Origin of the sequence: Bradyrhizobium sp. Bra64 (assembly GCF_024519875.1) — a bacterium.
GTDB lineage: Bacteria > Pseudomonadota > Alphaproteobacteria > Rhizobiales > Xanthobacteraceae > Bradyrhizobium > Bradyrhizobium japonicum_G.
Genome location: NZ_JALJRD010000002.1, coordinates 884605 through 903500, shown reverse-complemented (window position 1 = coordinate 903500; position 18896 = coordinate 884605). Strand labels below are relative to the sequence as shown.

Genomic DNA, 18896 nt, shown 5'->3' with positions numbered 1-18896 from the left:
ATCTTGAGGGCGGGGCAGGGAACGGCATGGCGTCCGTTGCCACCTTGCCGCAAAAGCCAATCCCTGTAAGCTGACGAAAGACACATAAGGAAAGAGGTCGATGGGAGGAGTTCTGGAGGGCGTGCGCGTCCTCGATTTCGGGCGCTATATCGCGGGGCCCTATTGCGCGACCTTGCTGGCCGAATTCGGCGCCGAGGTCATCCGCGTGGAAAAGCGCGACGGCAGCGAGGACCGTTTCGTCGCGCCGGTGGGCGAGGGCGGCGAAGGCGCGCTGTTTCTCCAGGTCAACCGCAACAAGAAGTGCATCACGCTCGATCCGATGAAGCCGGAAGGGCAGGAGGTGATGCGCCGACTGATCGCGACCGCCGACGTGGTCGTCGCCAATCTGCCGCCGCAGACCCTCCGTGCCATGAAGCTCGATTATGACTCACTCAAGGCGATCAAGCCCGACATCATCCTGACGACGGCAACCGCGTTCGGCGGGCCGGGGCCCTGGTCCGACCGCGTCGGTTTCGACGGCGTCGGCCAGGTCATGTCGGGTGCGGTGTACATGACCGGCGCCGGCGATCCGCCTTACCGGGCGGCGGTCAACTGGGTCGATTTCGGAACGGCGCTGCATTGCGCGTTCGGCACGCTCGCCGCGCTGATCGAGCGCGGCAAATCCGGGCGCGGGCAGGTCGTCGAGGGCGCATTGCTGGCAACCGCGCTGTCCTTCACCAATGCGACGCTGATCGAGCAGGCCGTGATCAACGTCAATCGCGTGCCGACAGGCAATCTCGGCCAGACCGCGGCGCCGGCGGACATCTATCGCACCCAGGACGGCTGGGTGCTGTGCCAGGTCACGGGGCATCCGCTGTTCAAGCGCTGGGCCAGGCTGATGGGCGAGGAAGAGCAGTGGCTGAACGATCCGCGCTTTGCCGACGACATCAGCCGTGGCAACAACGGCCCCGTCATCAGCGAGCGGATGGCGCGCTGGTGCGCCGAGCGCACCACGCAGGAGGCCGTCGACACGCTCGGAAAGGCGATGATTCCGACCGGGCCGGTGCTGAGCCCGCAACAGGCGCTGGATCATCCCCACATCCGGGCCGCCGGCTTCATGCAGGACATCGACTATCCCGGCTTGCCGAAGCCCGCGCCGGTGACGCGCGCCGCCGTCCGCCTGTCGGAGACGCCGGGCGAAATCGTGAGCCGGCCGCCGACGCTCGGCGAGCATACCGATCTTGTCCTGACCGAGCTCGGCTACGACAAGGCCGCGATCGCGGCGCTTCGGCAAGGCGGCATCGTCTAGTCAATGCGCATCACGAATTTGCCCGATTACGAATGAGGCTGCGTGGCGGCGGTCGGAGACCGCCGCAGCCGCATCGAAGCGCCGCCGCGGGGCGGCGGATCGTCGTCGTCATCCAGCCTGCGCAGCGCGGCGAGGATGTCCGCGAGCCGGACGACGTGGTCCAGGCCGGGAATCTCGCGCAATGCAGGATGGGATTCGACCGCGTACATGTCCGAAGCCCACGAGGACAGGATGATCCGCTTCTCCGCTGTCGAGAGGGCGCGGTCGTTCAGGACGGCGGTCGGCGATTCGTAATGTGCGGCGGGATAAAACAGCGGGTCGAGACCGCCGGTGGTAGCATTGGCCTTGGTCATGGTTGTCTCCCTCTACACTCCTTTCAAAGGGATGGTTCCTGCTCGGCGGACGGCGACCAAGGTCGCCATCCGCCATGCTGGTTGCGGGCAGTGCCGAACTCGTTTTGGCGAGGCTAAGCCGCCTTCTTCTGCTCGATCTGCGGTGACGAGGCGCCCGCGATCGGGATCCGGCGCGGCTTCATCGCGTCCGGAATCTCGCGCACGAGATCGATGATCAAGAGACCGTCCTGAAAGGCGGCCTGCTTGACCTGGACGTAGTCGGCGAGATTGAACACGCGGCGGAACGGGCGTGCCGCGATGCCCTGGTAGAGATATTCGCGCGCGGCGCCGTCGGGCTTCCTGCCCTCGACGGTGAGCGCGTTCTGTTCGGCGGTCACGATGATGTCGCTGGCGCCGAAGCCCGCCACCGCCAGCGTGATCCGGTAGTGGTCTTCGCCGGAGCGTTCGATGTTGTAGGGGGGATAGTTGTCCTCGCTCGCCTGGCGCAGCGTGCTGTCGACGAGGTCGGCCAGGTGGTCGAAGCCGATGGTGGAGCGCCACAGGGGCGCGAAGTCAAAATTGGTCCTCATACCAAGTCCTCCAAAGAGCAAGATGGATACGAAGGAGCGCAAGACAGGGAATCGGAGCAGGTCCGAAGACCCCGGCCGGCGCCCGCGCCGGACCCGATCGGGCATCCGGCACACCGCTCTCGCGGCGAAAGACGACTTAGAATGGCGCAAGGACGTTGCAAGAGGGGAACTCCAAAAAATTTTCAGCCAGCGCCGGCGCCGGTGGGCGACGCCCTCCAACGGGCCGGGGAGCGGCGAGGGGACGTCTTGACAAGGACGGCCGTCCGAATATTTTTTACGCCGGAAGATTCCTCTTCCAACACGCTATTCGAAAAGGACTTTGAAAGACCGTCTGGAGTGACGATGATGCTCGATCAAGATCTGGCCCGCATTCGCGCGCACCGAAACAATCTCTCCCGCTACCGGCGCTTGCTGAAGACCAAGCTGTCGGACATCGAACGCCAGTTCATCGAACGACGTCTCGCCGAGGAGCAGGCCGCGCTGGACGCTCTCGCCGCCGGCACCTTCCCACTCACATTCATCCTTCCGAACACGCCATCGGGTGCCGCTGCCACGGGAGCGGAACGATGAGCAACGTCCGCGATCTCCTCATCCAGGGTAGCGGGAAGGTGATCTGGCACTATCGCCTGCTGCTGGCCGGCGCCAGGACCGAGAGCGAACGCAAACTCGAGCCGCGGCCTGACTGGAAGCTGCCGCGCGAAATCCCGTGACCGGTTTCGGCTGCGCTAGTTCGATGCCAGCGCTTTCTTGGCGACTTCCGCCATCCAGCCGGAGGCGACAGGAAGGATTGCGTCGTTGAAATCGTAGCGCGGGCCGTGCAGCTCGGCGCCGTCGCGCAATTCGCCATTGCCGATCCAGACGAAGGCGCCCGGCCGCTGCTGAAGATAGTGGGCGAAATCCTCGCCGGCCATGCTGGGCGCGAGGTCGCGCCGCAGCTCGGCCTGGACCTTGTCCGCGGCGAGGCGCGCGAGACCCGCCTCGGTCGGCGCGTTGATCACGACGCCGACGCCCATGACGATCTCCGGCGTCACCTTGACGCCGAAGCTCGTGGCAATGCCGGCGCAGATCTGATCGATCCGCGCCAGGATGGTGTCCTTCACCGCATCGCGATGATACCGCAGCGTGCCGCCGATCGCGACGCGTCCGGCGATCTGGTTGCGCGCCGTGCCGCCCTCGAGCGTGCACAGCGAGAGCACGGCGGTGTCGAGCGGATCGACACTGCGCGACACGATCGATTGCAGCGCCACGATCAAATGGCCCGCCGCCATCACCGGATCGCGCGTCAGATGCGGCATGCCGGCGTGCCCGGCATGGCCCTCGATGGTGATGGTGATGCGCCCGCCGGAGGCCATGACGACGCCGTCATGCACCGCGATGGTGCCGGCGGCAAGGCCCGGCCAGTTGTGAAAGCCGAACACCCGCTGCATCGGAAAGCGCTCGAACAGCCCGGCGGCGACCATCGCGCGCGAGCCGCCAAAGCCTTCCTCGGCCGGCTGGAAGATGAAGTCGACCGTCCCGCTCCAGCTGGTGTCGGAGGCGAGTAGCGCGGCGGCGCCGAGCAGCGAGGCGGTGTGCCCGTCATGCCCGCAGGCATGCATCACGCCGGCAGTTGTCGAGGCGTAGGGCAGGCCCGTGTCCTCGGTGATCGGCAGCGCGTCCATGTCGGCGCGCAGGCCGACGCGGCTCTGCGCATGGCCGCGCGTCAAGGTCGCAACGATGCCGTGGCCGCCGATTCCGGCCTCGAAGGGAATGCCGAGCTCGGCGAGTTTTTCCCGCACGAAGGCGGAAGTGGCCTCTTCCTGCAGGGACAGCTCGGGATGCGCATGCAAATGCCGGCGCCACGCGGTCAGTTTCTGGTGCAGCTCGGGTGTCAAGGTGGGTCTTTCGGATGATGACGGCTGCCGCCACCATAACCGATTATTCGCCCGCCGCATCCAGCGCGGGGGAATAGCTCGCGTGCAGCAACACGCGTACTATGGCGCGAGCTTCGCCAGCCCGCTCCAGTCGAAACTGATGCCGTGGCCCGGCCGGTCCGGCGCGAGCGCCATGCCGTCCTGAAGCACCAGCGGGTGCTCGATATATTTGTCCAGCCCGAACCCGTGAGCTTCGAGGTATGACCGGTTCGGGCAGGCCGCGAGCAGGTGGACGGTGATGTCGTGCGCGCCGTGGCTGGTGACGGGCAGGTTGAATGCCTCGGCCAATCGCGCGATCTTCACGAAGGCACTCACGCCGCCGCAATTGGTCACGTCGGGCTCGGGATAGGACACCGCCCCGGCGACGATGTAGTTCTTGAACTCCCACAGCGAGCGCAAATTCTCGCCCGCCGCGATCGGCACGCCGCCGGCTTGCATGATACGCGCGTGGCCCGCGACATCGTCGGGAATGATCGGCTCCTCGAGCCAGGTGAGGTCATGGGGGACGAAGGCGCGGGCGGCGCGGATCGCTTCCTCGACCGTCCATTTCATGTTGGCATCCGCCATCAGCGGAAAACCGTCGCCGAGATGCCTGCGCATCGCCGCGACCCGCGCGACGTCGGATTTGAGGTCGGGCCGGCCGACCTTCATCTTGATGGCGCGAAAGCCCTTGGCCAGATTGCCGTCGGTCTGCTTGAGCAGCGCCTCGACGGAGAGATCGAGGTCGATGCCGCCGGCATAGCACGGCACACGCGCATCGAAGCCGCCGAGCAGCCGGAACAGCGGCAGCTTCGCGCGCCGCGCCTTCAAATCCCACAGCGCGATGTCGAGCGCGGAGAGCGCCAGCACCGCCGGCCCGCCGCGCCCGCCATAATGCAGCGCCCACCAGACCTGATGCCAGATCGCTTCGGTGTCGTCGGCCTCGCGGCCCTCGACGAGCGGCGGGATCTCGCGCTTGAGGATGTCGGCGACGGCGCCACCATTGCGTCCGACCGTATAGGTGTAGCCGACCCCTTCGGCGCCATCTGAATCGCGCACCCGGCAGGTGATCAGCTCGAACGCCGTGATCTCGCCATGGGTCGAGTCGGAGAGCGTGACGGGGAGGGGGATCCGGTAGAATCCGGACTCGATGGTTGAAATGCGCGGCATTGGGCCTCCCTGCGTTTTCTTTGCAGGCTAGGCCGGCAGGCACCGCCAGGCAATGCAGTCGTGGTGAAAATCCTGGCGCACCTTGCGAGGGCCCCCGGCGTCGGTCGAGGCTAGCGGGTTGATGTAGATCAAGGAGGACCATCGCCGGGGTGGAGACATGCCGTACGGCTTTCGATCAGAAGGAGCACCCGATGTGGATCCTGATGTATGTATTCTCCTACTCCGTCAGTCCGGCCGCCACGAATGACAGGGCCGAATGGAGACTGCTTCCGAATGTCGTATTCCAGGAGTTCTCCAACGAAAAGCGATGCAAGACGGCCAAATCGAAACTCGAGGACAGCTTGAAGGATGCCGGCGCGAGGTTGAGAAGCGGCCTGGAGGATTTGAAGGCTCTGGGCAAGGCCGACCCGGCGCAGATTATCATCGCTTTCAATGTGGAATGCGTCCCGAAATGAGTCGCGTGTCGACTGACCGCTTGCAGATGCAAGCCTGAGCCGGGCTACTGTGACGCCGCCCCCGCCGCCGGCCGCCGCGAAGCGTCCTCGGCCAGCTGCTGACCCTGGGCGAGCCTGCGCTCGATCAAGCCCATGACGGTGCTCGCGTCTTCGAATGCGCGCGAATGCGCCTGTCCCTGCAGGCGGGTGATGTCGAACACCAGAATATTGGCCCGCGCCAGCTCGCCCTTGTAAGGCTCTTCTTCGGGATTGACATCGCCGAGCCGGGCGAGGCCGCCCGCGATCGACTTCGACAGTTTCAGCGCGCCGTCATCCTGCGACAGGAACAGCGCGAAGCGCGGCCGCGACGTCCCCATGCCCTGCATCTGTTCGCGAAACGCCGCGAACGCGACGTCGGGGGCCACCATCGCCACGTTCTTGATCTTGCCGCCGATCTTCCCGGTCCGTCGTGCCCTGGCCTGGAGCGCATCCAGCGTGATCAGGCAGCCCATGGAATGGCAGAGCACGGTGATCTCGCGGATTGCGGGATTGAGTGCGACCTGGTCGATCAGCCCGTCGAGCGATCCGGCGGAGTCGCGGGCGACCTCGCCGTCGCGCTCGTAGGCGCGCAGTCCGACCAGACCTTGCGAGGGCCACGAGAACAGGATCGGAATCACTGGGGCCTTCGAGTCCTGGACGATCTGTGCGAAGCGATAGACCGCATCGTCGAAGCGGTTGTTGAAGCCGTGGATGAAGATCATCGCCTTGCTGCGGCGGGTCGTCCTGGCGACGCTGTTGACGGTGGTGTTGAAGGCGACCTTGTCGAGGTAGTCGGCCGACACCGTGACGAACTCGCGGCGCGGATCGCCGGGCGGCACCACCGGCCACTGGATCGCTCCGACCACACGGGCCTCGTCAGGCGGAATCGAGACCGAGACCATCGCGTAGGACATCGCGGCCGCGCGCTCGCGGCTGAACATGTCGCCGGTGTCGGTGGCTGCGCGCTCGCGAGTCGTCGCGACAAGGACCGGGACACGCGAGGTGCTCTCCGCGGCCTCGACCGGAACGAGCACGCCCTGCAAGGGCCGTCCCGCACAGGAGGCGCAAGCCAGAGACAGGATCAAGGCGGCTGTCACACGCCGGCAATTGCGGAAGGTGGCCTGGGAACTCATGCTGCGGCGAAGCATGGCAACGGTTCCGTGCCTCGACGCTTGATTTAGATCAAGCGTAGCAGGCCGGTGGTGTTTTGGCTGGGCAGCTCACCGCATCGTCGCAAGCTGCACGGCCAGCGCACACGCCCGGTCGTATTCGTCGAGATTGATCCATTCGTCGATGGTGTGCGCCTCGTTCTGGCCCGCGCCGAAGGTGACGGTCGGGACGCCGTGGCGCACCATCCAGTTGGCATCGAGGCCGCCATTGGCGGCGCGCACGTTCGGGGTTCCGCCAACGGCAGAGACCGCCTCGATCGCGCGTTTCACGACGGGGAGGGTCTCCTTCATCCGAAACGGATAATAGTCGGTCTCGGCCTTGAACTTGACCTTGCCGGATTTGCCTTGCGCGTTGGTGACTTTCTTGGCCGCCTTCTCGAACGCGGCCTTGTAGGCTTTGGTGATTTCCTTGAAGAACTTTCCGTCATGACTGCGGCTCTCGCCGCGCACATGCACGTAGTCGGTGACGACATTGGTGGCGTCGCCCGCGGGCCGGCCCTCGCCGCCGGTGACGGGACCGACATTGCTGGTGCCTTGCTGCTTGCCCTTCACCACCTTGCCGAACCAGCCGCCGGCCTTCACCTCGGCGAGCGCGAGCGCCATGATCATGGTGGAGGAGATGCCGCGCTCTGGTGCGACGCCGGCATGCGAAGCGCGGCCGAATATCTCGACGTTCCAGCGGTCCGCGCCGACGGCGCCGATCACGACGTTGGAGGCCGAGCCGCCGTCATAGTTGAACGCCATCACCGGCGAGCCGAGCTCGTCCAGCTTGACGTGGCGCGCGCCGTAGAGCCCGCTCTCCTCGCGCACGCAGAACAGCAGCGTGATCGGCGGATGATCGAGCTTCTGCTTGGCGAGCTCGGCGGCCAGCGTCACCAGCACGCCGCAGCCGCAGCGATTGTCGCCGCCGAGTGCGGTCCTGGCCTCGTTGACGATCTTGCGGCCGGATTTCTTCGGCTTGGCGCCGGCGCACAGCGGCACGGTGTCCATGTGGGTCATGAACATGATGCGCGGCTGGTTGTGCAGCGCGCCGCGGCCGGGCAGGTCGACGATCAGGTTGCCGGTCTCGGTCGGCACCGGAATGCGGGTATTGGCGTCGTCGAGCCGGATCGCCTTGGCCGGCACGCCGCTCTCCTTCAGCGCGGTGGTGAGCTCACGCCCGATCGCCGCCTCCTGTCCGGTGACGCCCTCGATCGCGAGGAAGCGCATGAGGCGGTCGGTGGCGGCTTTGGTGTCGACAGGCATGGAGTTCATTCCCTTGATGCAATGTGCGCATCAGCATCCCCTGAGGCGCGCCGTTGTGCAAGGGCCTGAAACGGTGCGGCGAGCTTGCAGGATGGGTAGAGCGCGAAGCGAAAGCCATCCTGCGTGCTGGCGTCACATCGACCGCATCACGTATCCGCCGGCTGCCAGGGCGCACACAAGGGCGAGCCCAATCAGAAATGCTTCCTGCCCGGTGCAGTAACGCGTATGGACGCCCGATTTGCCCATTATAGGAGTCCGTCGACCCTGCTCGCGTTCCTTCTTGCTGAACAATCGATAGTGCCCGATCATGCAGATGGGATGGAAAGCAAGCAGAACGGCAGCGACCGTGAACACGAGAATCGAGGTGTTGTCGTATTTTTGATGGTGGGCTAGAGGCAATACGACGCAGAATACGACCACGATCAGCATCATCAGGATATTGATGATATCCGGAACGGGAAACCACGTTTGGTTGTTGTTGTCTCCCACGTCGATCTCGCGTTTGATGCGCAGCTGGAACAAGGCAAATTGCGCCGCAAGAGTGACCGATATCAGCGTGTTGAGATTGAGCAGGCTCGAGTCCGTGTTCGGGGCCATGGGACCATCCTCGCGAAAGGTTTGCCGCACCAGCGGGGGACCGTCGAAAGCCGAGCCAGTCGACGCTGGGTACGGGCGATGAAGATGCACTTTGCGAGAAAAGAAACTAGCGCGTGCATAATGGAGGTCTTGTGAAATGGCTCACAATCCCTTCCGGACGCGCCGCCATTTCGTTCGCATGCCGCACGCGCGCTGATGATGGCTCTACCCATCCTGCGAGGTCAGACGCTCCGCGTGTATGCCATGAAGACCAGCGCGCCCAGAAGGAGCGCCCCCGCCATGAACAGCAACACCGCCGGCAGCCCGGCCAACGCGGCTACCGCGCCGGTGACCGATTGCATCAGCGCCGCGCCGAGGAAGAAGGCGAGGTTGATCGCCGCGAGCGCCTTGCCCGCCATCTGCGCGTCGACCAGCTGCCGCGACATGCCGAACAGCAGCGGCTGGGCGGAGGTGGCAAGGCCGATCAGCACGAACAGCACCAGGTCATATTGCGGCGGCATCACGGGCACGCCGAACAGCGCAGAGACCGCATAATGCGGCGCGCCCAGCGCCATCAACGCCAGCAGCAGCGCCCCGATCAGATGCGTGCCCGCCACCAGCTCGCGGCGACGACCGAGCCTGCGATCGATCATGCCGATGCACAGGGGCCCCGCGATCATCGCCAGCGTGAACGCGCCGAGCTGGTTGCCGGCCTCGACCCGCGACAATCCCTTGATGTCCATCAGCCACGGCCCGCCCCACAGGCCGCGCAGCACCAGCGAGGTCGCCAGCGACACCAGCGCCAGCGCGATCAGGCCGCGCAGCGGTCGTGAGAAGCCCAGCCGCAGCACCTCGATCATCTGCGACAGCGGCGAGGAATCGTCCTTGTGCTCGGCTGGCTGTCTCGGCACCAGCAGGAACACCGCAAGCGCGACGAAGACGCCGCCGAGCGCCGAGATCCAGAACCCGGCACGCCAGCCGTAATGATCGACCACGAAGGCGAGCGGGCTCGACGACAGCAGCATGCCGATATTGCCGATCGAGAGGATCGCGCCCGACCACAGGCCGAACCGGGCCGCAGACAATTGCTTGGCCGCCAGCGTCATCGGACACATCAGCATGCCCGAGGTCGCGATGCCCAGCAGCACCTGCCCGACCGCGAAGCTTTCGGGCCCGGTCGCGAACCCCGACGCGATGGCGCCGACCACGGTTCCCGCGAGCAGGCTCAGCGATACCGGCCGCACGCCGAAACGGTCCATCGCGGCACCGACCGGGATCTGCGCCGCGGCAAAAGCAAAGGGATAGACCGAGGTGAGGCTCGCCAGCGCCTGCGGCTCCATGTGGAAATCCGCCGCCATCAGGTCGAGGCTGACAGCCGGAATGGTGCGCAGCAGGGTCGAGAGCATGTGCCCACAGGCCAGCGCAAGCAGCGCAAGGATCAGCGCGCGGGTGGCGCCTCCCGCGTCGTCAGTGGCTGCGGTCTCCATGAGTGCCCCGTCCCGAGAAGGTTTTGGGGTGGGGTACATGATTGAGGCGACGGTGCCAATGGGGGCGCGCCGCGCAACAGCCTTGCCAGACTGCACCGATCCCGTTCGTGCGCGCCGGCGAGATCGACCGGGACGCTCTACGACCAGACGCCGACGGCGCTCAGCAGCTGCGCCTGACTGAAGGGCTTGGGGATGAAGCGAGCGTGGGTTGGCAGTTCCTCGTCGGTGGGACGCCTCTTCCCCGACATGATGACGATCTTGACCGGCGGCCAGCGGTCGCGCACCGCAGCGGCCAGCTTCAGGCCATCCATGGAACCGGGCATGTCGATGTCGGTCAGAATGAGATCCACGGCTTGCGTGCGCAGAACATCGATCGCCCTGTCCGCGTTGCAAACCGAAATCACGGTATGATCCGCCTGCTGCAATCCATCTTCGACGTCCAGAAGGATCAACGGCTCGTCCTCTACAAGAAGTATCTTCAATCCGGGTCTCCTATCTGCTCGCGGCTCAAGTGATGAAGACCAGGCTGGTTGCTCGGATCTTCGTTGCTGTGCGCGCGTGGGACGGAAGCGCGGAAGTGCGGCATCACCTGAGGCTGCCCAGGCCGTCCGGCTCGGGACAATTTCGCTGGTGATTTTCGATGGCTCGGTTTGCCAGCATGGTGGGCCGGCGTTCGCCCATTCGAACCCGCGCATGGATGCTCTGGACGATCAACCGGCTCGCCAGTCCGGGATTTCCGAGCCGGTCCGTTCGCACGAGACAGTCACAAGCGATGGCAAGGGAGCTGTGGATGAGGGGTAAGAGGCCACTTCGTTCATGACGCACCAACCCGCGCCAACGGCCCATGTTCCCGTTCGCCACCGCGATCGCAGCGATGCCGATATGTGCCAAAGCGAACATCGGTCGCAGTCGGGAAATGCGGTCGAAGCCGACAGCATTGAAACCTTTCAGTGCTGCACCGCTTGCCATTGCGGCGTGTGCCGCAGCCAGGAAGATCATCTTCCTGGTTCCATCCATGGATTTGATGCAGACCAAGGCTTGGGCTCGGCTTCTGTTCCTTAACTGACGCGGTAGTTGGACGCCGGCCAGTCACCAATTTCCTTTGACTTCGAATATACCTGCGCGAATAAGGCTTATGACCGCGCCGGCTGGTGCGAACGGAGTTCTATGGAACACGACTTTAAAGCCGACATCGATGCCATCGAGGCGATTGCGGCGGTCCCGACCATTCTCGCAGTCGTGTCCCAGGTTACAGGACTGGGATTTTCGGCCATCGCGCGCGTCACCGGTGATCGCTGGATCTGCCTCGCGGCCAACGACCAGGTCGGGCTCGGCCTCGGGGCGGGTGGGGAGTTGAAGGTCGAAACGACCATCTGTCACGAAGTGCACCAGGCGCGCGAGGCCGTCGTCATCGATCACGTCGCCCGGGACGAGCGCTACGCGAACCATCATACGCCGGCGATGTACGGCTTTCAGTCCTACATCTCGATGCCGATCTTTCTTGCCGACGGGAGCTTCTTCGGAACGCTCTGCGCGCTCGATCCGAAGCCGGCAAAGCTGAAGGATCCGGGCATCACTGGCATGTTTCGGCTGTTCGCCGACCTGATCGGCATCCATCTCGATGCGGCAAGGCGCCTCGCGACCGCGGAGGCGAAGCTGCTCGATGCCAAGGCCGCGGCCGAATTGCAGGAGCAGTTCATGGCGGTGCTCGGGCATGATCTGCGCAATCCGCTGGCTGCGATCGCGGCCGGCACGCGCCTTCTTGCAAGCACGCCGCTCGATGAAAGGGCGATCTCTCTGGTCGCCATGATGGCGACGAGCACCGTCCGCATGTCTTCGCTGATCGAAGACGTCATCGATCTTGCGCGCAGCCGTCTCGGGGGCAAAATATCGCTGGCGCCATCGATGGAGCCGCTTGAGCCTTTGCTCAGGCAGGTGGTCGATGAAATGCGCGCCACGCATCCCCAGCGCCGAATCGAAGCCGAGTTTGCCGTCACGAAGCCGGTCTTCGCCGACCGCCAGCGGATAGCCCGGCTGCTTTCCAATCTCCTCGGCAACGCGCTCAGCTACAGCCCGGCTGAGAGCCTCGTCTTCGTGCGCGCCCAGACCTATGGAAGTTTTTCGCTTTCGGTCACCAATCACGGCCCGGCCATTCCGCCGGCCACTCTGGGCAAGTTGTTCGTGCCCTTCGTTCGCGGACAGGACACGGGCAACCAACAAGGCCTGGGCCTTGGCCTGTTTATCGTGTCACAGATTGCATCGGCCCACGGTGGCACCATCGATGTGACCTCGACCGACGATGTGACACGCTTCACCTTTCAAATGCCGCTGGTCGTCCTCGACGAGAGGGCTCGGCTGGCGGCCGGGCCGGTGATCTCGTAGACCGCCGGTCTCGCGCATCCATCCTCCGCGCCGCTCAGCGCTTGCCATCTGGTGTCGCCTTCGCAGGCTGCGTGCTGCTCGGCGGATCGGATGCCGGAAAGCTGTCCTTCAAGCTCTTCTCGAGTTCGCGGTCGGCCTTGTCCGGGCGGCGGGCTTTTCCGGCTGGTTCGGCATGCTTGTCGGCACGGGCCGGATCGTACTTTTCGGTCATCTCACGCTCCTTCGTTGTTCAGCCAACGCGGGGGGTGACAGCCCTGTTCCAGAACCGGGAACGATTGGTCCTGTGCCTGCTTGAATCCCATTGTGAAGGGAAATGTGATGGCGCGGCTTGAAGACGGCCGTCGAGACACCTACGGAAGCGCGCCGGGGCGAGCGGGGACCCACCGTGCTCGTGCTGCTCGCCGCCAGTCTTGCCTTGTCCATCGTCCTCCTGGCGGTGGTATGGGAAATTTCCTGAGGGGCTGACGACTGGCTGCACTCGCGCTGGGCCGAAGTCCCCAGGACGATCACGTCAGTTCACCGAGCATTTTGCGGGCCTCATCCAGCAGCACCCGAGCCGCCCTCAACTCTGCAATGGCTTCTCCAGTGAACAGGCCATGCGTCCGCGCATTCCCGTTCCCTCTCGGCGCCCCGGTTCCCCGCGCCCCGCCGTGCATGCGGCAGCGCGCCTTGCCGTGCGCGGCAGGTGCGCGGCAGGTGCCGCCATCGCGGGTCCTGGCGCCGCAGCGGGGACTGGCCCGCATCGGGACGGTATTGCGGGGGTGACCGTCGGTCATGGGTTGGCGCCTTGCCTTGCGTCGCTCGGGCCCGCCTCCGCCACGATCACGTTCGCATGCTGCGTGACATTCCCCACGATCGCTCGTCCTCCGTCCTGCACCGACAGATTCCGAACCGTGATCGTGCGCTCGTCGCTGTTGCGATGGCGGCTCAGGGCCTCGACCTGAGCGGCGAAGGTGCGGGTCAGCCGGGTCAATGCGCGTGTGACGCTCTCCTGCTGTGGAAGATTGTCGGTGATGGCGAGACGACAGGCGCAGCGCATCGTCGCCATGTGAACGGACACCATCTGAGACACCAGCATGGCTTCGATGGAATCCTTCGGTGCAATGCTCCTGATCATCGAGACCATGAAGGCCAGATTGGCCTCGTCGGGCTTCTGACCGATCGCGCTCGCCTTGACCAATTGCTTGACGATGCCATGCAGCGCGTCGCGGTCCGCCGCGCCGAGCGCCTCGGCCAGCAATTGCTCACCGGCTTGCGGGTCGGGATGACTGATCGCAATGCGGCGCTTGTAGAGTCTGATCCGGGGGCTCGCGGCGGGGCCGCCGCGATCGTTTGCCGCAACCGGCGAGGTGATGGGGCGGTTCGGTACTGTCGTCATGTGCTGTGTCCTGTGCTGGCGCAGACGCGCGAGCGACCGTTCGCTCGCTGCGCGCGATTACGAATTTTGAGATATCGATGAAGGGCTTACGCACAATCGCGTCGAGGCGGCCCGTGGTCGGGCGGCGTGGACGCTGGCGATTGTTGCGATGATGGCATCATGAAGGTGTTTTGCCCGACGTGTCAAACGACATTGCGGGGCACCAAGCCCTTGCGGGGCATGCAAGTCCTTGCGGAGCATGCAAAGTCCTTGGGCCGACCGGGACCGGCTACTGTGCATGGGGTTGTTTTCTCAATTTTTGTTTGGATGCCGCTCTGACGTGCCGCGCGGCGGAATGCGTGCGCGGAAACGCGATTGCGAAATCCGGCGCGGCCGCTCATCATGTCCCTCGAATGCGCCGCATCAATACATGCAAAGCGGCAGCTAGCGTCCGGGGAGAGAACGAATGCAACGAACGCTTCGCCTGCTGGCGATCGTCGCCGGGTTGTGCGTGACGAGCGAGGCTCTCGCGCAGAAATATCCGGTGCGGCCGGTCAGGATCATGGTCGGATTCAGCGCGGGCGGTCCGGTCGATGTCGTCGCGCGGATCATTGGCGATCGCTTGAGCAACAAGCTCGGCCAGCCCTTCGTCGTCGAGAATCGCGCCGGCGCCAACGGCATGATCGCCGCCGAGGGCGTCGCGCATGCGGAAGGCGACGGCTACACGATCCTCGCCTGCAACTCGTCCACCATCACGCTCAACAAGACGCTGTTCAAGGACATCCGCTACGACCCGCAAAGAGACTTCGCGCCGCTGACCAGCGTCGTGTCGGCGCCGCTCGTCCTCGTGGTCAATCCCGAGAATCCCAAGACGGCCAACGTCAGCACCGTTGCCGATCTCGTCGCCGCGGCAAAGGCTGCACCGGGCGCGCTCGCCTACGGCTCTGGCGGCAACGGCAACCTTGCCCATCTCGCCATGGAGTTGCTCAGCCGGAAGGCCGGCATCAAGCTGATCCACGTGCCCTATCGCGGCGGCGCTGCGTCCGAGGTCGGTATTCTCGCGCAGGAGGTGCTGGCGGTGTTCGATCCCTTGTCGGCCGTGCCGCTGGTCAAGGCCGGAAAGCTGCGCGCGCTCGCGGTGTCGTCGGCCGAGCGGTTGCCGTCGCTGCCGGACGTGCCGACCGTCGCCGAAGCCGGCTATCCCGGCTTCGACATCTCGTTCTGGGTCGGCTTCTTCATGCCGAAGGCGACGCCCGCGCCGATCCTGGAAACGCTGCATCGTGAGATCGTCGCCGCTGCTGAGGATCCGGCGGTCGTGGAGCGGCTCGGCTCGCAAGGCGTCGTGAGCGTGCTCAGCCCCGCCGACTACGCCGCCACGATCGCGAAGGAGACCAAGGAGCTTTCCGAGGTCGTCGTGGCCGCGAACATCAAGGCGGAGTAGGGGCTGCTGCGCTTGTGCGTGGTCGTGCGCTCCGCTGTACCTCTCCCGCTTGCGGGAGAGGGAGCGCATCGGTTTCCATCACAGCCACAGGATCTGCTTGCGATAGCTGAGATCGTTGAGCAGCGGCGCGGCCGGTCCCTGGTGGAACACGGCGCCGCGCTCCAGCGCGAAGACGCGATCGGCGAGCGCGAGCACGAGGTCGAGGTTGTGCTCGACGATCACGATCGACATGTGCCGGCGGAGCTGGTCGAACACCCCGAACAGTTCGAGCGTCACCGCCGGTGCGAGACCCTCGAACGGCTCGTCGAGCAGCAACAGGCTCACATTGCCCGACATCGCGCGGGCCACCGCGACCATCTGCTGCTCGCCGCCGGAGAGATAGTCGGCGGCAACGTTCATGCGCTCCTTCAGGCGCGGAAAATACTGCAGGATCTGCTCCTCGTTCCAGACCACGCCGTCGCTGCCGTCGGTCTTGCGGGCGAGGCGGCCGAGCGCGAGGTTTTCGCGCACGGTCATGCCCGCGAACAGCCCGCGGCCCTGCGGCACATAACCGACGCCGCGGCGCGCGATGTCGGGGGCCGGGAGGCGGGCGATGTCGGCGCCACGGTATGTGATGCTGCCCGACGCCGCCGGCACGAGGCCGGCGATCGTCTTCAGCAGCGTCGATTTGCCGGCGCCGTTGCGGCCCAGCAGCGCGACGATCTCGCCCTCGCGAACGTCGAGCGCGGCGTCGCTCAGGATGTGGCTCTTGCCGTAAAAGGTGTTGACGCCATCGAGGAGCAGGACGGCGGCGCGCTCGCTTGCATCCTCAATGCTGCGCCGGTGCGCGACCGCGGGAATGCCCTTGCCGGTGTAGATCTCCTGCACCCGCAGATCGGCGCGCACCGCCTTGGGGCAGTCCGACATCAGGACCTCGCCCTGGTTCATCACGGTCACCACTTGCGAGAAGCCGAGCACGCGGTCGATGTCGTGCTCGACGATCAGCACGGGAATGTTGGTCGCGATGTTCTGGACGAGGTTGGACACGCGCTCGCGCTCGGCCGCCGCAAGGCCGGCGAGCGGCTCGTCGAGCAGCAGCACCTGCGGCCTTGAGCCGAGCGCGATGCCGAGATCGACCAGCCGCTGCCCGCCATAGGAAAGTTCGCCGCCCTCGATCTGCTCGATGCCTTCGAGCCCGAGGAATTTTGTCAGCGCGGCGGTCTCGGCGTGGATGTCCTCGTACGCGTCGATGTCGTTCCAGATGTTGAAGCGCATCGGCCGCCGCGCCTGCAGCGACAGGCGCAAATTCTCGTAGATGCTCAGTCCGCGGAACAAATTGGTGATCTGGAACGAGCGCGCCAGCCCCTGGTGGCAGATGGCATTCGCGGGCACGCCGGCGATGTCGCGGCCCCGCAGGCGGATGGTGCCTTGATCCGGCGCGTAGAGGCCGGAGACCAGATTGAACAACGTGGTCTTGCCGGCCCCGTTCGGCCCGATCAGGGCGTGGATATCGCCGGCGGCGACGCTGATGCTCGCATTCTCGACCGCGCGGATGCCGTCGAATTTTTTGGAGACGCCGGTCACCTCGAGCACAGTGCCCTGGAGCGATTCCGGTTGGAGGAAATCAGGCAGCGGCAGGCCGTCATAGATCTTGCGCCGGCTCATCGCGGCTGTTTCTTCCGCGGGTGGACGAAGGCGCCGCATGACCAGCGCGCCGATGCCGACGAGGCCGCCGGGCGAATACATCACGAAGGCCACGAAGATGAGTCCGAACCAGAACAGCCAGTCCGACGTCCAGATCGAGAACAGCTCTCTGAACAGGATGAAGAACAGCGCGCCGAGTGCGGGGCCGAGCAGACTGCGCATGCCGCCGATGACGACCATGGCCAGAAGCTCGCCGGCGAACGGCACCGAGACGGCCTCCGCCGAGACCAGATAGTTCAGGAATGCGATCAGCGCGCCGGCAAGCCCGGTGACCACGGCGGAGATCACGAACACCGCGAGCTTGTAGCGCTCGACCGGATAGCCCTGGAAGCTCGCGCGCAGCTGGTTCTCGCGGATCGCCACCAGGACATGGCCGAACGGCGAGCGCACGAGGCGCATCAGCATGTAGAGGACGGCGAGCCCGACGACAGAGACCACGATGTAATAGTTGAGCGCATTGTCGAAGCTCATGGAGCCGATGCTGCCGCGCTTCAGTCCGCCGAGCCCGTCCTCGCCGCCGGTGAGACTCGTCCAGCGGAAGGCGGTGGTGTAGACCAGCGCGGCCAGCGCCAGTGTCAGCAGTGAGAAGTAGACTCCGCGCCGGCGCAGGATCAGCATGCCGATGACGCCCGATGCGATCGCGACGACGATCATCGATCCCAGTAGCGGCAGCCAGATCTCGCCGGGGAAGAAACGCAGCTGGATCAGGCCCGCGGCATAGGCGCCGATGCCGAACCAGGCGCTGTGGCCGAACGAGACGAGGCCGGTATAGCCGATGCAGAGGTTGAGCCCCTTGGTCGCGATCGCGAGCCCGACGATCCAGGTGCCGGTGTTCAAGGACAAGCCGAACGCCTTCAGCAGGAAGGGCAGCGCGACGATGGCCACGGTCGCAATCAGCAGCGGCTTCAGCCTGTGGATGGGCGAGGCGCTCCTCATTCGAACTTCTCGATGCGTTCGCCGAGCAGGCCGCGTGGGCGCACCAGCAGCACCAGGAACATCAGGATGTAGATCGAGGCTTCACCGGCGGCCGGCTCGAAATGAATGGCGATGCCGCGCACCACGCCGACGAGCAGGGCGGAGATGACGACGCCCCAGAAGCTGCCGAGGCCGCCGATCACGACGACGACGAAGGCAATGGTCATGATCTCGGCGCCCATCGCCGGATGCACGGTGGTGATCGGCGCGAAGAAGGCGCCGCCGAGCGCGGCCATGCCGACGCCGAGCATTACGATCCCCGTCATGTAGGGCTGCAGCCGGATGCCGAGCGCCGCGACCATGTCGGGCCGCTGGATGCCGGCGCGCACCACGCGGCCGAACGAGGTCTTTTGCAGCAGCAGCCAGATCCCGAGCAGTATGGCGGCGACGACAGCGAGGATCAGCAGGCGATAGCGCGAGAACAGGAAATCGCCGACGATGACCGAGCCGCGAAAGCTTTGCGGGATCTCGGTCGAGACCGGCGCCGCGCCCCAGATCATGCGGATCGCCTGCTCTGCGACCATCGCAAGCCCGAAGGTCACGAGCAGGCTGAGGATCGGATCGGCGGAGTAGAAGCGCCGCAGGATGAAGCGCTCGAAGAGGATTCCGAGCAGCGCGACCGCGAAAGGCGAGATCGCCACCGAAGCGCCGAAGCCGAGACGCCTGGTCAGCTCGACGCTGACATAGGCGCCGAGCGCATAGAAGGCGCCATGCGCCAGATTGACGATGCCGCCGACCGAGAAGATCAGCGACAGCCCGAGCGCAATGAGAAGGTAATAGCCTCCGAGCACGAGGCCATTCACCACCTGTTCCAGCAAGAACTCGAACTGCATGTT

21 protein-coding genes are annotated in these 18896 nt (G+C 65.3%); 6 read left to right on the top strand and 15 right to left on the bottom strand.

The features are described 5' to 3' along the window. The first annotated feature begins 100 nt into the window (after positions 1–100). Positions 101–1288, top strand: a complete 1188-nt coding sequence (locus tag NR187_RS11650; protein WP_256806527.1) for a CaiB/BaiF CoA-transferase family protein — start codon at positions 101–103, stop codon at positions 1286–1288. A gap of 26 nt (positions 1289–1314) precedes the next feature. Here NR187_RS11650 and NR187_RS11645 read toward each other — a convergent pair whose 3' ends face one another. Next, positions 1315–1641 (bottom strand): hypothetical protein, encoded by a 327-nt coding sequence (locus NR187_RS11645; protein ID WP_211382566.1) that lies wholly within the window; start codon positions 1639–1641, stop codon positions 1315–1317. Between the two features lie 113 nt (positions 1642–1754). Next, entirely contained in the window at positions 1755–2210 is a 456-nt protein-coding gene (locus tag NR187_RS11640) for an Hsp20 family protein (RefSeq protein WP_211382567.1), read from the bottom strand. A 342-nt stretch (positions 2211–2552) separates the two neighbouring features. Here NR187_RS11640 and NR187_RS11635 point away from each other — a divergent pair, with 342 nt between their 5' ends. Together NR187_RS11635 and NR187_RS11630 are read left to right on the top strand one after the other, a co-directional pair. Then, positions 2553–2780 carry a hypothetical protein gene (locus NR187_RS11635; protein WP_372703041.1) on the top strand — a complete coding sequence of 76 codons (228 nt, stop codon included), beginning with the start codon at positions 2553–2555 and terminating at the stop codon, positions 2778–2780. After that, a complete protein-coding gene (locus NR187_RS11630; RefSeq protein WP_256806526.1) occupies positions 2777–2920 on the top strand; it encodes a hypothetical protein in 144 nt (47 codons plus the stop codon). Before NR187_RS11635 ends, NR187_RS11630 begins: the two co-directional genes overlap by 4 nt. A 15-nt stretch (positions 2921–2935) precedes the next feature. On the opposite strand, the gene NR187_RS11625 is transcribed toward NR187_RS11630, so the two are convergent. Both NR187_RS11625 and NR187_RS11620 read right to left on the bottom strand, forming a co-directional pair. Continuing rightward, on the bottom strand, positions 2936–4084 hold the full coding sequence (locus tag NR187_RS11625) for an amidohydrolase (protein ID WP_256806525.1): 1149 nt from the start codon (positions 4082–4084) through the stop codon (positions 2936–2938). A gap of 99 nt (positions 4085–4183) precedes the next feature. Continuing rightward, a complete protein-coding gene (locus tag NR187_RS11620; protein WP_211382570.1) occupies positions 4184–5272 on the bottom strand; it encodes a mandelate racemase/muconate lactonizing enzyme family protein in 1089 nt (362 codons plus the stop codon). Positions 5273–5463: 191 nt separating this feature from the next. Between NR187_RS11620 and NR187_RS11615 the strand changes: the two genes are divergently transcribed. Further along, the gene (locus tag NR187_RS11615; protein ID WP_211382571.1) at positions 5464–5727 is read left to right on the top strand and encodes a hypothetical protein; all 264 of its coding nucleotides are present in this window, start codon (positions 5464–5466) and stop codon (positions 5725–5727) included. Between the two features lie 44 nt (positions 5728–5771). On the opposite strand, the gene NR187_RS11610 is transcribed toward NR187_RS11615, so the two are convergent. The 6 genes from NR187_RS11610 to NR187_RS11585 all read right to left on the bottom strand — a co-directional run bounded on the left by NR187_RS11610 (position 5772) and on the right by NR187_RS11585 (position 11257). Then, a complete protein-coding gene (locus tag NR187_RS11610) occupies positions 5772–6779 on the bottom strand; it encodes an alpha/beta fold hydrolase (RefSeq protein WP_256806585.1) in 1008 nt (335 codons plus the stop codon). Positions 6780–6965: 186 nt separating this feature from the next. Beyond that, a complete protein-coding gene (locus NR187_RS11605) occupies positions 6966–8159 on the bottom strand; it encodes a M20/M25/M40 family metallo-hydrolase (protein ID WP_211382572.1) in 1194 nt (397 codons plus the stop codon). A 132-nt stretch (positions 8160–8291) separates the two neighbouring features. After that, positions 8292–8756 carry a hypothetical protein gene (locus NR187_RS11600; RefSeq protein ID WP_211382573.1) on the bottom strand — a complete coding sequence of 155 codons (465 nt, stop codon included), beginning with the start codon at positions 8754–8756 and terminating at the stop codon, positions 8292–8294. 221 nt (positions 8757–8977) lie between these two features. Next, positions 8978–10222, bottom strand: a complete 1245-nt coding sequence (locus tag NR187_RS11595) for an MFS transporter (RefSeq protein ID WP_211382574.1) — start codon at positions 10220–10222, stop codon at positions 8978–8980. Between the two features lie 137 nt (positions 10223–10359). Further along, the gene (locus tag NR187_RS11590; protein WP_249128931.1) at positions 10360–10704 is read right to left on the bottom strand and encodes a response regulator; all 345 of its coding nucleotides are present in this window, start codon (positions 10702–10704) and stop codon (positions 10360–10362) included. Positions 10705–10807: 103 nt separating this feature from the next. Then, entirely contained in the window at positions 10808–11257 is a 450-nt protein-coding gene (locus NR187_RS11585; RefSeq protein ID WP_211383566.1) for a hypothetical protein, read from the bottom strand. Between the two features lie 39 nt (positions 11258–11296). Here NR187_RS11585 and NR187_RS11580 point away from each other — a divergent pair, with 39 nt between their 5' ends. Next, positions 11297–12604 carry a GAF domain-containing sensor histidine kinase gene (locus NR187_RS11580; protein ID WP_306235318.1) on the top strand — a complete coding sequence of 436 codons (1308 nt, stop codon included), beginning with the start codon at positions 11297–11299 and terminating at the stop codon, positions 12602–12604. Between the two features lie 34 nt (positions 12605–12638). On the opposite strand, the gene NR187_RS11575 is transcribed toward NR187_RS11580, so the two are convergent. From NR187_RS11575 to NR187_RS11570, 3 genes are all read right to left on the bottom strand, one after another. Further along, positions 12639–12815 carry a hypothetical protein gene (locus NR187_RS11575; protein ID WP_211382576.1) on the bottom strand — a complete coding sequence of 59 codons (177 nt, stop codon included), beginning with the start codon at positions 12813–12815 and terminating at the stop codon, positions 12639–12641. Positions 12816–13110: 295 nt separating this feature from the next. Further along, positions 13111–13347 carry an HGGxSTG domain-containing protein gene (locus NR187_RS34890; protein WP_283814078.1) on the bottom strand — a complete coding sequence of 79 codons (237 nt, stop codon included), beginning with the start codon at positions 13345–13347 and terminating at the stop codon, positions 13111–13113. A 29-nt stretch (positions 13348–13376) separates the two neighbouring features. Then, complete coding sequence (locus NR187_RS11570; protein ID WP_256806524.1) at positions 13377–13982, bottom strand: hypothetical protein; 606 nt, start codon at positions 13980–13982, stop codon at positions 13377–13379. 445 nt (positions 13983–14427) lie between these two features. Between NR187_RS11570 and NR187_RS11565 the strand changes: the two genes are divergently transcribed. Next, entirely contained in the window at positions 14428–15402 is a 975-nt protein-coding gene (locus NR187_RS11565; protein ID WP_211382578.1) for a tripartite tricarboxylate transporter substrate binding protein, read from the top strand. A 78-nt stretch (positions 15403–15480) separates the two neighbouring features. On the opposite strand, the gene NR187_RS11560 is transcribed toward NR187_RS11565, so the two are convergent. Then, positions 15481–18021 carry a branched-chain amino acid ABC transporter ATP-binding protein/permease gene (locus tag NR187_RS11560; RefSeq protein ID WP_256806523.1) on the bottom strand — a complete coding sequence of 847 codons (2541 nt, stop codon included), beginning with the start codon at positions 18019–18021 and terminating at the stop codon, positions 15481–15483. Next, entirely contained in the window at positions 18018–18893 is an 876-nt protein-coding gene (locus NR187_RS11555; protein WP_211382580.1) for a branched-chain amino acid ABC transporter permease, read from the bottom strand. Before NR187_RS11555 ends, NR187_RS11560 begins: the two co-directional genes overlap by 4 nt. Between the last annotated feature and the right edge of the window lie 3 nt (positions 18894–18896).